The organism is Arhodomonas aquaeolei DSM 8974 (assembly GCF_000374645.1).
Classification (GTDB): domain Bacteria; phylum Pseudomonadota; class Gammaproteobacteria; order Nitrococcales; family Nitrococcaceae; genus Arhodomonas; species Arhodomonas aquaeolei.
In genome coordinates, this window is sequence record NZ_KB894804.1 from 107,653 (window position 1) to 121,504 (window position 13,852).

Genomic DNA, 13,852 nt, shown 5'->3' on the forward strand with positions numbered 1-13,852 from the left:
CGGGGTTGCCCCGCGGCTGCCACCCGGCGATACGGGCGCATGCTATCCCGGCTGGCCGTCCGCCCGCGGCGCGTTCAGCACCGGGGCATAGGCGACGACGAAGATCCCGAAGGAGGCGATCCAGGCCGCCCCCGCCAGGTGCAGGGCGCCGGTGGCACCAGTGGCGGCGGAGGTGAGTCGGGCGAGCACCGCCAGCGTGATCAGCGCGTAGATCGCGCGTCCCCCCGGGCGCAGCAGCAGCCCCCGGGCGGTGTGGGCGACGGCCACCCGCGTCATCACCCCGAGGATGAGCGTGCCGATGGCGCCGACGCCCAGGGCGTGGATCCAGGCCGCCGGCGGCACGGCGGGGACGAACGGGGTCAGGCCCTTGAGCAGCAGCGCCACCGGGATCCAGGCGTAGCCCAAGTGGAGGATCCACATCAGCGGATCGCCGACGGTGTGCCAGCCCCGCCAGCCGATCACCCGGGCCGCGTGCAGCGCCGCTGCGACGAGGGCGAGCACCGCGGTCACGCGGCTGCCGGGGGCGAGGGCGTCGGCAGCGAGCACGGCGACCAGCGCCAGCAGGGCCGCCCGGTCGAGCCGGGGCTGGCGGCGTATGAGCTCAGGGTCCCGTCCCTGACGCCGCAGCCAGTTGCCGGAGAATGCCGGTATGATCCGCCCGCCGATCACGGCCATGAGGATGGCGGTGAGATCAAGAGCGAGGTACTCCCCGGTGCGCGCCAGTCCCGGAGCGACCCCGGCCATGGCGAGGTGCAGGCACAGGTTGCCGAGGGCGAACACGGCCAGCACGGCCACCAGCGGCAGGTTGCGCCGGTTGCCGTGCCGCCAAAGCGTGCGCAGTGCCACCAGGGCCAGGGCCGGCAGGAAGGCGAGGTCGATGATGGCCGCCGGGACCACGGGTATGACGCCGCCGTACAGCGCCATCGCCAGCCGGCCGGCGAGCCACAGCGCCGCGAGGCCGAGCAGCCGGGCCCCGGTGGGCGGCGGAGCCCCCGTCCAGTTCGCCATCGCCGTGAGCAGGAAGCCGGCGACCGCGCCCGGCACCAGCCCGTAAAGCATCTCGTGGGCGTGCCACCACAGTGGCGAGGTCGCTGCCGGCAGCCGGATCGATCCGGTGAGCACACCGAGCCATACGGCGATGACCACGACCGCGAACAGCGCCGTCAGGAGAAAGAAGATCCGGAACGGATAGGCCAGTAGATGGGAGCGGGGCATGGGATCACCGACACGTTTTAAGATGTATCAAATATACCTTTTAAAGGCCGGTCTGAACACCACCGGCGATCCCGCCGGAGCGGGCTCAATGGCGGTGGGCCGAGATCGCGTAGGTGTCGCCCGAGGCGCTCTTGGCGCGATACATCGCCATGTCCGCGGCACGGATGAGGTTATGCCCGTCCTCGCCGTCCCCGGGAGCCAGCGCGATACCGATACTGGTGCCCACGCGGAAGGTATGGCCGTTCACTGTCACGGGGGAGTCCATGGCGTAGAGCAGCTTCTCGGCCACCGTCACCGCGTGCCGGAGCTCGCGGATGTCCTCCAGCACGATCGTGAACTCGTCGCCGCCCAGCCGGGCGACGAAGTCCCCGTCGCGCAGGGTGTTGCGCAGGGTGGTGGCGAAGTGGGCGAGCAGGCGGTCGCCGGTGTCGTGACCGTAGGCGTCGTTCACGCGCTTGAAGCCGTCGATGTCCAGGAACAGTACCGCCAGCATCCGGTCCGTGCGCCGGCGAGCGAGACTCAGTGCCAGGTGTTCCTCCAGCGCGGCGCGGTTGGGTACCCCGGTGAGCGGGTCGAAGTGTGCCAGGTAATCCAGGCGTTGCTCGGCGGCTTTCCAGCGGGTGACGTCGGTAATGGTGACGATGTTGTTACGGATGTTCGGTGCTTCACTGTCGCGGACGCCGATGACATTCACCCAGGCGACGAAGGTGCTGCCGTCCGGGCGCTGCGAGGCGATCTCGCCCTGCCAGCGCCGGCCCGCTGCCAGCGCCCGGTGCACCTCGCCGGCGAGCGCTTCGCTCCGTGCGGGGGCGAGGGCCCCGAGGATGTCGCTGCCGAGCAGCTCGCCGGCCCCGATACCGGTGATCTCCGTGACCGCGGCGTTGGCGCGCAGGACACGGTTGTCCGCGCCGGTGATCAGCAGGCCCTCGGCGGCGTTCTCGAAGATGCGGTCCGACAGGCGCAGGTCGTGCTCGAGGCGTTTGCGTTCGGTGATGTCGCGCAGGCTTGCGAGATAGCCCGTCCGTCCCTGCCAGGGAATGCCGGCTACCGCCATTTCCGCGACCCGGGGCGGCCGTTCCGGCGGCAGGACGTCGATCTCCGTGCGGGCGGCGGTCAGGGGAAAGCCGAATGGCGAGTGCACGAGTTCGTTGTGACCACGGCCGAACAGACGAAGCGCCGCGGGGTTGGCATAGCGGATGATCCCGTCGGGGTCGATCACCACCAGCGCGTCGCTGCTGTGCTCGACGACGCGGTGCAGCAGCTCCGGGCCGCCGTCGTCGGGGCCGGCGATGACCGGCGGCCCCCCGTCGATGCCCAGCGCCGGCGGCAGACCGGGAACCGGGCGCCGCGACGGTGAGTGGCCTGTCGGGATCTGGCAGTTCGGCATTGCTTGTTCTCCGCTGTCTCCCGGGGGCCCCCGGGATGCCGGCGGCGCCTGCTGCGCCGGTGCGTTATGCCACGCTTACGCGTGTCCCCGGCCCACGGGAATGAGGGCCAGGCTATGGAGGACCTGGTCGTGATCGGAGAGATCGCCGATGATTCGGCGCACCGGCGGCGGGAGCTCCTTGATGAGGGTGGGGGTCGCCACCACGTGCTCGTGCTCCGCGGCCTCCGGGTTTTCGATCACGTCGATGACCTCGAGCGCGTAGCGGCCGCCCAGGTCCTCCTGGCAGATCTGGCGCAGATCGGCGATCGCGCGCCGGGAGCGTGGCGTATGGCCGGCGATGAAGAGCCTGAGCAGGTAACCGGAGGCCATGGGTCGTCCCTGATGCGTGACCATGCGTCTGCGGGATGTCGACTACCTCACAGCGCGGTTTGGCGAAGCAACATAGCCGTGGCGGCGGGGACGGTCAAGCGCCCTGTCCCGGAAAACGGATGGGATGCCGGGGCCGGCGGGGGTTGCCGCGCCGGCCCCGGGGAGGGGGTCACCGGGGCTCGGTCGCCGGCTGTGCCGAATCTCCGTTGCCTTCCAGCCGGAGGTAGGCCTCGAGCTCGTCGCGTACCGCCGGGTCGAGATCCCCGGGGTGAGTGATGCGCATGTAGAACACGGTGAAGTAGACCACCTTCACCGACGTCACCAGGCGTTCGAACATGGCGCTGAACCCCTTGCACAGCCATATCGCCACCAGCGCCGGCAGCCAGTTGAAGTGCAGCGGCCCATCCGGCAGCCAGCCGGCCCCGAAGTCACCCAGCGCGGCACGCAGCGAGCCGGCGTAGAACGCGGACATCCCGTCACCGATCCACAGCCCCCAGAGTACGGCCACCACGGCGGCGAGGAGGTAGAGCGGCGCCACCAGCGTGCCCGCTGCGCGCGCGGCGAGATCGATGCCGAACACGCCCACCAGGCTCTCCGGTACGCGGTCGCGGAGGTCACGCATCTGCGAGATACCCTCGCGCACGCCCACGCCGTCCACCGCGATGGCGGGCAGCAGGTAGTGGTTGACCAGGTCCCAGACCTCGGTGAGACCGGCAAGCATGGCCGTTACCAGCCCCGAGATCAGCCCGGACTTCTCGCTGTTGCTGTTGCGGCGGGAGGCGACGAAGCCGAAGACCATGTCCAGCAGCGCCAGCCGGCGGTAGCCGTGTCGGCAACTACGGGCATGGGCCCGGGCCTCGGTGGACTCGGGGGACCGGCCCTGGACCGCCTCCGCCACCAGCCAGCTCTGCTGGATCTCCAGGCGGTTGTAGAAGAAGAACTTGTAGAAGAAGAGCACGACCGCGAGCACGAGGAGCAGCGTCCCCGTCCCGCCGCGGTCCACCGCGATCGCGGCGATGCCGGCGAAGAACACGGACACCATGACCGCCGCGTAAACCGCCATGTACACCCACGGCCGGACAATCCCGGGGTGGCGCCCTACGACAGCGAAGGTGTGCTTGAGCAGGTAGGCCAGTTGCCAGAGGCGTTCCCGGACGCCGGGTAGCTGCATGCGTTCCATTCCAGACTCCTCCCCGGGCCGGGAGCCTGCCCCCGGCGCCGCCCGTACCGTTTGACCCGGGGGGTGGAGTCACGGGCCGATGACCCGGACGGCGGTCCCGCCCCCGGGGACCTGTCCGGCAGTATCCGGCGCCGTCCTTACACCGGCCTTAATCAGGGGGGCGTGCTAGTGCTCCTCGCGGGCGCGTTCGCGGCCGGTGAGCGGGATCACGGCGACGTCGTAGAGCGGCTCCGGTTGCAGGGTGACGTGTTCGATACCGAAGCGTTCGCGCAGCAGCCGCTTCATGCCGTCGAGCTGCAGGGGCCAGTGCTCGAGGTCGCGGATGCGCACGTGGGCCGCGATGGCGTAGTGCCCGGAGGCGATGGTCCACACATGCAGGTCGTGGACGCTCTCGACGCCGTCCACCGCCTGCAGCTGATGGCCGACCCGCTCGAGGTCGATGTGTCGCGGCACGCCCTCCATCACCACGTGGATCGCGTCGCGCAGCAGCCGCGAGGTGGAGATCAGGATCAGTGCCGAGATCACCAGCGAGAGGAGCGGGTCGATGGGGAACCAGCCGGTAAGGGCGATCACCAGTCCGCTCGCCAGCGCGGCGACGGAACCGAGCAGGTCGCCGAGCACGTGCAGGATGGCGCCCTGGGTGTTGAGGTTCTGCTCGCCGCCGTGTAGCACGCGCAGCACCACGACGTTCATGGCGAGCCCGATGGCCGCCACCACCAGGACCATGCCGCCCTGGACCTCGACCGGGTGGATCAGCCGCTGGACGGCCTCGTAGGCGATCCAGGCGACCACCACCAGCATGAAGCCCGCGTTCACCAGGGCGCCGACGATCTCGGCGCGCTGGAACCCGAAACTATGGCGCTCGCTTGGTGGTCGCTGGCTGAGGCGCGAGGCGAGGGCGCCGAGCCCCAGGGCGAGGGAGTCCGTCACCATGTGCCCGGCGTCGCCGATGAGCGCCAGCGAGCCGGACAACCAGCCGGCGACCAGCTCCACCAGGGCGAAGCCGCCGGTAAGCACGAGCCCGATGAGCAACGCCCGGCCGCTTGATGGGGTGTGGTCGTGATCGTGTCCGTGACCATGCCTGTGGTCATGGTCGTGCGTGTGATCGTGGGTCGTGTCGGTCATTTCAGAGCCTGTTCCCCGTCGCTGATGGATTGACGCATGTGAGCCGCACAAGCGGACCGGCTCAGCCGCGGGGTGGGGGCGTGGGCGGTGCGGTGACGAGACGCACCGGTACCGGCGTGTCCGTCGGTGGTGGGTGAACGGTGTTCGGGGATCTCGCCGGTGCGGCGCGTACCGGCAGTGCGGGGACGTGGCTCGCGATGTGACACACCGGCGTCGCGGTGACCACCTCCGGGTGGCCATGATCGTGCGCGCTCGGGGGATGCGGACCGGTATCGGCGGCGTGTGCGGCCAGTGAGAGCGCGAGCGCGGCCACCAGCGCCGCGAGGGGCCGGCGCCAGGTGGTCGCGATTTGCCGCTGGGCATGGTTCATAATCCAAAGCCTAGACCTTATAGTACCTATAAGGTAAAGCCCGGGAGGCACGTACCGTGCACTACACCATCAGCGAGGCGGGGCGTCGGGCCGGGTGCCCGGCCGTGACCATCCGTTACTACGAGCGTATCGGGCTGCTGCCGCAGCCGGCCCGGGGGACGAACGGTTACCGCTATTACACCGGGGCGGACGTCGAGCGCCTGGCGTTCGTGGTCCGCGCCCGTGAGCTCGGCTTCGGGCTGAGCGATATCGGCGAGCTTCTGGCGCTCGCCGCGCATCACGACCAGCCGTGCCAGGCCGTGGACGAGAAGATCGCCGGCCAGCTCGCCGCGGTACGCGAGCGCATCGAGCAGCTCACCGCCCTGCAGGCGCGGCTGGAACGGCTTCAGGCGGCCTGCAACGGCCGTCACCCCATCGATCAGTGCGGCATCCTCGCCGCGCTCTCACCGGAGGCGACCACCGCCGGGCAGTGAGCCCGCCGGGCCAGGCTCAGCGCAGGGGTTCGCGGCTGCGGTCCTGCATCAGCCACAGTGCAGCGGCGGCGACGAGTGCGGCGACGACGAGATAGAGTCCCGGCGCCCCCTGGTAGCCGGTGGCCGACATCAGCCAGCTCGCCATCATCGGTGCGGTACCGCCGGCGACGCCGAGCCCCAGGTTGTAGGCCAGGGAGTAGCCGGTGAGCCGGTCCGCCACCGGGAACAGCTCCACCAGCATCGCCGGCGCGGAGCCCAGCGGCAGCGCGATCAGCAGTGCCAGGATCACCTGCGCGGCGATCAGGTCCGGCAGCCCCCGGGCGGCCAGCACCACCAGGGCCCAGCCGCACAGCGCGACCAGTACGAACGCACCGACCAGCAGGGTGCGTCGCCGCATGACATGGTCGGTGAGCCAGCCGCTCAGGGGGATGATCGGCATGGCGAGCGCCAGACCCAGCGAGTTCACCTGCAGCGCCACGTCGTTGCCGATGCCCCCGATCTCGCTGGCATAGGTGGGCAGGTAGACCAGCGGGATGTAGAACACGATGCCGTAGCCCGAGGCGAAGATCACCGCCAGTACCGTCTCCCGCAGGTTCTGTGTCAGCGCCTCGTGCAGCGGCGAGTCGTCCTCGTGTTGCGCCTGATGGTGTGTCATGTGCGGCGAGGCGTGGAGGTCGCGTACATAGAGATAGGCCAGCAGCGCGAACACGCCGCCGAGGATGAACGGTACCCGCCAGCCCCAGGCGTCGACGGCGCCCTGCGGCAGTAGCGTGCTCACCAGCGCGGCCAGCCCCGAGCCCACCAGGGTCCCGGCCAGGCTGCCGAAGTTCGCCCAGCTGCCGGAGAAGCCGCGCCGGTGCAACGGCGAGGTCTCCACCATGTAGGTCACCGAGCCGCTGAATTCGCCGCCCACGGACAGTCCCTGCAGCAGGCGCACCCCGACCAGCAGCACCGCCGCCCACAGCCCGGCGCTGGCATGGGTGGGCAGCAGCCCGAGCAGGGTGGTGGCCGTGCCCATCGTGATGATGGAGATCTTCAGCACCGCCGCCCGGCCGAGACGGTCGCCCACGTAGCCGAACACCACGCCGCCGATGGGCCGCATCACGAACCCCGCGGCGAATACGCCGAAGGTCGCGATCAGCGACGCCAGGTGGTTGTCCGACGGGAAGAAGAGCTGGGAGATCACCGGCGCGAAGAAGCCGTAGAGGGCGAAATCGTACCACTCCATGACATTGCCGATGGTCCCGCCGACGACCGTCTTCGGTGTATGCGCGCGACCGGTATAGGCGTTGGTACGCGTGGGTTTCTGTTGGGGTGTGTCGTCCCCGGCTGTCGAGGTCATTCGTTCTCCTTGTCGTGACACGTCGTGAGTGAATGTCCGCCCCCTTTTCCGGGCAGACCGGCGAACGCCGTCGCCCGTTCCTTCCGGCGGGCGCGGTCGCGGGGTCGTAACCTCGCCGGTGCCAAGCTGCGCCGCACCATAGGGGGCGGCGATGAAGTCATTGAAATCAGCGATTTGACGCTTATCCGCCCCGGAACTAGCGTTCTGATCAAACTATACGCCCCCGGCCGGAGACAGGGTGCCCGCCCCTGTGGACGGGGCACGGTGTGGAGGAGATGCATGCCGGAATACAGCGAATCACGCGCGGCGATCCTCGATGCGATCTGCCGACGCCATGCCGACGCACCCGGTGCGTTGCTGCCTATCCTCCACGAGGTGCAGGAGCGCCTCGGCCATATCCCGGGGGATGCCGTTGCCGGCGTCGCCGAACGGCTCAACCTCACCCGCGCCGAGGTCGACGGGGTGGTGGGGTTCTATACCGACTTCCGCCGCGAACCGGCCCCCGCGCGGGTGGTGAAGGTCTGCCGCGCCGAGGCCTGCCAGGCCGTGGGTGGTCGCGAGGTCTACCGCGCCGCGGTCGCCGCCGCCGAGGCCGCCGGCGGTACGGTGGAGGTGGAGGCGGTCTACTGCCTGGGCAACTGCGCCTGCAGTCCCGCCGCCCAGGTGGACGGCGAGACCCTGGGGCGGCTCGACACCGAGCGGGTGACCCGGCTGGTCGCAGGCACGGACGGGGAGGTGCCGGCATGAAGGTCTTCCTCTCCCGGGACAGCAGCGCGCAGTCCATCGGTGCCGAGGCCGTCGCCCGTGCCCTGGCCCGGGTGGCGGCGGAGCGCGGTGAGCCGCTGGAGCTGGTGCGCACGGGCTCGCGCGGGCTGTTCTGGCTCGAGCCCATGATCGAGATCGAGCGCGACGGCCGGCGCGAGGGCTTCGGCCCGGTCACCCCCGCGGACGTCCCCGGGCTCGTCGCCGCGCTGGCCGATGGCGGTACCCACCCCCTCCATCTGGGCCGCATCGAGGAGCTGCTTGCCGCCCAGGGGCAGCGCCGGATCAACTTCCGGCGCTGCGGCGTCGTCGACCCGGCGTCCTGGGAGGATTACGTGGTCACCGGCGGTACCCGGGGCCTGCGGGCCGCGCTGGAGATGGCGCCGGCGGACGTGGTGGAGGCGGTAACCGCCTCCGGGCTGCGCGGCCGCGGCGGTGCCGGCTTCCCCACCGGCGTGAAGTGGCGCACCACCCACGAGGCGACCGCCCCGCGCAAGGTCGTGGTCTGCAACGCCGACGAGGGCGACAGCGGCACCTTCGCCGACCGCATGCTCATGGAGGGCGATCCCCTCGCCCTCATCGAGGGCATGGCCATCGCCGCCGTCGCGGTGGGGGCGGAGGAGGGCTACATCTACCTGCGCTCCGAATACCCCCACGCCCGCGAGGCCCTGGAGCGGGCGATCGGGATCGCCTACGACAACGGCCTGCTCGGCGCGGACCTGCTCGGCTCCGGACGCCGCTTCGATATCGCCCTGCGCATGGGTGCCGGGGCCTACATCTGCGGCGAGGAGACCTCGCTGCTGGAGAGCCTCGAGGGCCGGCGCGGGGTGATCCGCTTCAAGCCGCCACTGCCGGCGGTGCAGGGCGCCTTCGGTGTACCCACGGTGGTGAACAACGTCATCACCCTGGCCACCGTGCCGGCGATCCTCGCCGACGGCGCCGAGGCCTACGCCGCCCTCGGCCACGGCAAGTCCCGCGGCACCCTCACCGTACAGCTGTGCGGCAACGTCCGCCGCCCCGGGCTCTACGAGGTGCCCTTCGGGGTGTCGCTGGCCCACGTCATCGACGAGCTCGGCGGCGGCACTGCCTCCGGGCGGCCGGTGCGCGCGGTGCAGGCCGGCGGCCCGCTGGGGGCCTACCTGCCGGCCCCGGCGCTGGACGTGCCGCTGGATTACGAGGCGCTGGCCGAGCGCGGCGGGATGATCGGTCACGGCGGCGTCGTGGTCTTCGACGACACCGTGGACATGGCCGAGCAGGCGCGCTTCGCCATGGAGTTCTGCGCCATCGAGTCCTGCGGCAAGTGCACTCCGTGCCGGATCGGCTCCACCCGCGGGGTGGAGGTCATCGACCGCATCCGTGCCGGCACCGACGCCGACGCCAACCTGGCCCTGCTCGGCGATCTCTGCGACGTCATGGAGCAGGGCTCGCTCTGCGCCCTGGGCGGGCTGACCCCGTATCCCGTGCGCAGCGCGCTCGAACACTTTCCCGAGGACTTCGGGACCCCGGCCGCCGCTGCGGCGGGCTGATCCGGCAAAGAGGTAGCCATGGCTGTCGTACAGGAAACGGACTACGGAACCCCGGTGAGCACCGACGCCCGCACGGTCACCCTGGAGGTGGACGGCCACAGCGTGACCGTGCCCGCCGGCACCTCGGTGATGCGTGCGGCGATGACGGCGGACATCGCGATCCCCCGGCTGTGCGCCACCGACAGCCTGGAGCCGTTCGGCTCCTGCCGGCTGTGTACCGTGGAGATCGAGGGGCGCAAGGGCTACCCCGCCTCCTGCCACACCAACGTCGAGCCGGGGATGGTGGTGCGCACCCAGACGCCGGCGCTGGAGAAGCTGCGCCGCGGGGTCATGGAGCTGTACATCTCCGATCACCCCCTGGACTGCCTGACCTGCTCGGCCAACGGCAACTGCGAGCTCCAGGACATGGCCGGCGCGGTGGGCCTGCGCGAGGTGCGCTACGGCTACGACGGGGCGAACCACCTGGACGCCCCGGTGGACGACTCCAACCCGTATTTCAGCTTCGACCCGAGCAAGTGCATCGTGTGCTCGCGCTGCGTGCGCGCCTGCGAGGAGGTGCAGGGCACCTTCGCGCTGACCATCGACGGGCGCGGCTTCGACTCCGTGATCAGCGCCGGCACCGCCGAGGATGACTTCCTCGACTCCGAGTGCGTCTCCTGCGGCGCCTGCGTGCAGGCCTGCCCCACCGCGACCCTGCAGGAGAAGACCATCGTCGAGCATGGTCAGCCCGAGCGCAGCGTGATCACCACCTGCGGCTATTGCGGCGTGGGCTGTTCGTTCAAGGCGGAGCTGCGCGGTGACCAGGTCATCCGCATGGTGCCCTACAAGGACGGCCAGGCGAACCACGGCCACTCCTGCGTGAAGGGGCGTTTCGCCTGGGGCTACGCCACCCACCCGGACCGGATCACCACACCGATGATCCGCGAGCGCATCACCGACGCCTGGCGCGAGGTGAGCTGGGAGGAGGCCATCGATTTCGCCGCCGGGCGTATCCGCGGCATCCAGGCGGAGCACGGGCGCGGGGCGGCCGGGGCGATCACCTCCTCGCGCTGCACCAACGAGGAGACGTACCTGGTGCAGAAGCTCGCCCGGGCGGTGTTCGGCACCAACAACGTCGACACCTGCGCGCGGGTGTGCCATTCACCCACGGGCTACGGTCTGAAGACCGCCTTCGGCACCTCCGCCGGCACCCAGGACTTCGATTCGGTGGAGGACTCCGACGTCATCCTGGTCATCGGCGCCAATCCCACGGACGCCCATCCGGTGTTCGCCTCGCAGATGAAGCGCCGGCTGCGCGAGGGCGCGCGGCTCATCGTGGTGGACCCGCGCCGCATCGACCTGGTGCGTACGCCCCACGTCGAGGCCGACTACCACCTCCAGCTCCGCCCGGGCACCAATGTCGCGCTGGTTAACGCCCTGGCCCACGTGATCGTCACCGAGGGTCTGGCGGACGAGGCCTTCGTCGCCGAGCGCTGCGAGTCCGAGGCGTACGCCGACTGGCGGGAGTTCATCGTGCGCCCGGAGAACGCCCCGGAGGCGGTGGAAGGGGTTACCGGCGTGCCCGCGGAGGCACTGCGCGGTGCCGCCCGGCTCTACGCCACCGGGGGCAACGCCGCGATCTACTACGGCCTCGGGGTGACCGAGCACAGCCAGGGCTCGACCATGGTCATGGGCATGGCCAACCTGGCCATGCTCACCGGCAACCTGGGGCGGCGCGGTGTCGGTGTGAACCCGCTGCGCGGGCAGAACAACGTCCAGGGCTCCTGCGACATGGGTTCCTTCCCCCACGAGTTCCCGGGCTACCGGCATGTCGCCAACGACGAGGTGCGCGGGGTCTTCGAGCGCGAGTGGGGCCTGTCCCTGGACAACGAGCCGGGGCTGCGGATCCCCAACATGATCGACGCCGCCATCGCCGGCAGCTTCAAGGCGCTCTACATCCAGGGCGAGGACATCCTCCAGTCCGATCCGAACATCAAGCACATCGCCGCCGGGCTGGAGAACATGGACTGCGTCATCGTCCAGGATCTCTTCCTCAACGAGACGGCGAGCTATGCCCACGTCTTCCTGCCCGGCTCGACCTTCCTGGAGAAGGACGGCACCTTCACCAACGCCGAGCGCCGGATCAACCGCGTGCGCCGCGCGGTGGCGCCGCCGGGGGGCATGGCGGACTGGGAGATCACCCTGGCCCTGGCCAGGGCGCTGGGCTCGCAGATGGACTACGGTCATCCCTCGGAGATCATGGACGAGATCGCCCGCACCACACCCACCTTCGCCGGTGTGACCTACGATAAGCTCGAACACTTGGGCAGCATCCAGTGGCCGTGCAACGAGGCCCATCCGGAAGGCACGCCAACCATGCACGTGGACACCTTCGTGCGCGGCCTGGGGCAGTTCATGCTCACGCCCTACATCCCCACCGAGGAGCGCAGCAACCGCAGGTTCCCGCTGCTGCTCACCACCGGGCGGATCCTCTCGCAGTACAACGTCGGCGCCCAGACCCGGCGCACGGACAACCGGGTCTGGCACGCCGAGGATCGTCTGGAGATCCACCCCCACGACGCCGAGCAGCGCGGCATCGGCGACGGTGCCCGAGTCGCGGTGCGCAGCCGCATCGGCGAGACCACGCTGCGGGCGCTGATCACCGATCGCGTGCCGCCGGGGGTGGTCTACACCACGTTCCATTTCCCGGAGACCGCGGCCAACGTGGTGACCACGGAGCAGTCCGACTGGGCGACCAACTGCCCCGAGTACAAGGTCACGGCGGTGGAGGTCACGCCCAGTGTCACCGATTCCGAGTGGCAGGTGCACTACCGCGAGCACCGCGAGCGGACCCTCGGCCTGCCCGCCGAGTCCGCGGAGATGGAGACGGCGGACGGTGCCGTGATCGCCGCGGCGGGGGCGGGCCGATGAGCCCCGCTCCCGCCACCGGGCGGCCCGGCCGTGTGCCCGTGGACGTGCCCGTGATCGCGGACGGCGCCGCCGTGTCCGGGCCGCCCCGGGCAGCGCCGTATCGCGAGGTTCCCGTGGCCCGCTGGTCCGGCGGAGCCCCGGCCAAAGGCCGCCGGCGCGTGCCCGAGGAGGTGCCGGTGGCGATGCGCGTGGACTGCGCGGACTACGCGGTCATGCTCGCCAGCCCCACGGACCTGGCGGACTTCGGCGTCGGCTTCTTCTACACCGAGGGCGTCATCGACGGTCCCGGGGACATCGCCGTGCTGTCGCACAGCGAGCACGACGCGGGCATCGTCCTGCGCGTCGAGCGCCGCTCCGGTGCCGCGCCGATCGCCGACGTCCGCGAGGGCGGACGCCGGCTGGCCGGCGCCACGGGCTGCGGGCTCTGCGGGGTGGAGGCCCTGAGCGACGCCGTGCGCCCGGTGCGGCGCGTGCCCGCCTCGGCGGCGGTGGACGCCAGGGCGGTGCACCGCGCGGTGGCCGGGCTGCGCGAGTGGCAGCCCCTGAATGCGAGCACCGGCGCGCTGCATGCCGCGGCCTTCGCCGCTGCCGACGGCACGGTCGTGACCGCGCGGGAGGACGTCGGCCGCCACAACGCGCTGGACAAGCTCGTTGGCGCGTTACTGCGCGACGGCACCGATCCCGGCGACGGCTTCGTGGTGATGACCAGCCGCTGCAGCTACGAGCTGGTCCAGAAGGCCGCCCGGCTGGGGACGGCCACGCTGTGCACGGTCTCCGCGCCGACGGGGCTGGCCATCCGCCTCGCCGGCGAGGCCGGTATGACCCTCATCGCCCAGGCGAGGGGTGACGGCTTCAGCGTGCTCACCGGCCGCGTCGCGGATGCCGCCGCGGGTGGGCGGTGATCCGCCCGGGCAGAGACGGGACGACCAAAGGACGCCCTATGCATACCGACAAGCTCGTGCACATGGCCAACGAGATCGCCACCTACTTCGAGGCCTACCCGGAGGACCGGGCCCGGCGCGAGACGCTGGGCCACATCCGGGCGTTCTGGGAGCCGCGCATGCGTTCGGCGCTGGGCGAGCACGCCCGCGCGGGCGGGGACGGGCTCCGAGCGCTGGCGCACTGGGCGGCGGAACAGTTGTAGCGGCGCCCCGCCGCAGGCCGGTCATGGCAGCCCGGGCGGTCCCCGCCGG

Annotated in this window: 13 protein-coding genes; 6 read left to right on the plus strand and 7 right to left on the minus strand. The window is 70.8% G+C overall.

The window, feature by feature from the left end:
* Positions 1-42: 42 nt before the first annotated feature.
* The 6 genes from C516_RS0107340 to C516_RS21000 form a co-directional block, all read right to left on the minus strand.
* On the minus strand, positions 43-1,215 hold the full coding sequence (locus C516_RS0107340; RefSeq protein WP_018717716.1) for an NnrS family protein: 1,173 nt from the start codon (positions 1,213-1,215) through the stop codon (positions 43-45).
* An 85-nt stretch (positions 1,216-1,300) separates the two neighbouring features.
* Entirely contained in the window at positions 1,301-2,602 is a 1,302-nt protein-coding gene (locus C516_RS18890) for a diguanylate cyclase domain-containing protein (protein ID WP_018717717.1), read from the minus strand.
* 75 nt (positions 2,603-2,677) lie between these two features.
* Positions 2,678-2,971, minus strand: coding sequence for a circadian clock KaiB family protein (locus C516_RS0107350; RefSeq protein ID WP_018717718.1), 294 nt, complete (start codon positions 2,969-2,971; stop codon positions 2,678-2,680).
* A gap of 169 nt (positions 2,972-3,140) precedes the next feature.
* The gene (locus tag C516_RS20455; protein WP_018717719.1) at positions 3,141-4,151 is read right to left on the minus strand and encodes a hypothetical protein; all 1,011 of its coding nucleotides are present in this window, start codon (positions 4,149-4,151) and stop codon (positions 3,141-3,143) included.
* 165 nt (positions 4,152-4,316) lie between these two features.
* Complete coding sequence (locus tag C516_RS0107360; RefSeq protein ID WP_018717720.1) at positions 4,317-5,276, minus strand: cation diffusion facilitator family transporter; 960 nt, start codon at positions 5,274-5,276, stop codon at positions 4,317-4,319.
* 61 nt (positions 5,277-5,337) lie between these two features.
* Complete coding sequence (locus tag C516_RS21000; protein WP_156831161.1) at positions 5,338-5,646, minus strand: hypothetical protein; 309 nt, start codon at positions 5,644-5,646, stop codon at positions 5,338-5,340.
* A 56-nt stretch (positions 5,647-5,702) separates the two neighbouring features.
* Here C516_RS21000 and C516_RS0107365 point away from each other — a divergent pair, with 56 nt between their 5' ends.
* Positions 5,703-6,119: a MerR family transcriptional regulator gene (locus tag C516_RS0107365; protein WP_018717721.1), complete on the plus strand. Its 417-nt coding sequence runs from the start codon at positions 5,703-5,705 to the stop codon at positions 6,117-6,119.
* A 16-nt stretch (positions 6,120-6,135) separates the two neighbouring features.
* Here the strand turns inward: C516_RS0107365 and C516_RS0107370 are convergent, their stop codons facing one another.
* Positions 6,136-7,461 (minus strand): MFS transporter, encoded by a 1,326-nt coding sequence (locus C516_RS0107370; protein ID WP_018717722.1) that lies wholly within the window; start codon positions 7,459-7,461, stop codon positions 6,136-6,138.
* A gap of 279 nt (positions 7,462-7,740) precedes the next feature.
* On the opposite strand from C516_RS0107370, the gene C516_RS0107375 reads away from it, so the two are divergent.
* The 5 genes from C516_RS0107375 to C516_RS0107395 are packed head-to-tail and all read left to right on the plus strand — an operon-like array spanning position 7,741 to position 13,803.
* Positions 7,741-8,208 (plus strand): NAD(P)H-dependent oxidoreductase subunit E, encoded by a 468-nt coding sequence (locus C516_RS0107375; RefSeq protein ID WP_018717723.1) that lies wholly within the window; start codon positions 7,741-7,743, stop codon positions 8,206-8,208.
* Positions 8,205-9,749, plus strand: a complete 1,545-nt coding sequence (locus C516_RS0107380; RefSeq protein ID WP_018717724.1) for a formate dehydrogenase beta subunit — start codon at positions 8,205-8,207, stop codon at positions 9,747-9,749. Before C516_RS0107375 ends, C516_RS0107380 begins: the two co-directional genes overlap by 4 nt.
* Before the next feature lie 18 nt (positions 9,750-9,767).
* Positions 9,768-12,659: a formate dehydrogenase subunit alpha gene (gene fdhF, locus C516_RS18900; RefSeq protein ID WP_051088201.1), complete on the plus strand. Its 2,892-nt coding sequence runs from the start codon at positions 9,768-9,770 to the stop codon at positions 12,657-12,659.
* On the plus strand, positions 12,656-13,561 hold the full coding sequence (gene fdhD / locus C516_RS18905; protein WP_084594121.1) for a formate dehydrogenase accessory sulfurtransferase FdhD: 906 nt from the start codon (positions 12,656-12,658) through the stop codon (positions 13,559-13,561). Before fdhF ends, fdhD begins: the two co-directional genes overlap by 4 nt.
* Before the next feature lie 38 nt (positions 13,562-13,599).
* The gene (locus tag C516_RS0107395; protein ID WP_018717727.1) at positions 13,600-13,803 is read left to right on the plus strand and encodes a formate dehydrogenase subunit delta; all 204 of its coding nucleotides are present in this window, start codon (positions 13,600-13,602) and stop codon (positions 13,801-13,803) included.
* Positions 13,804-13,852 lie beyond the last annotated feature (49 nt).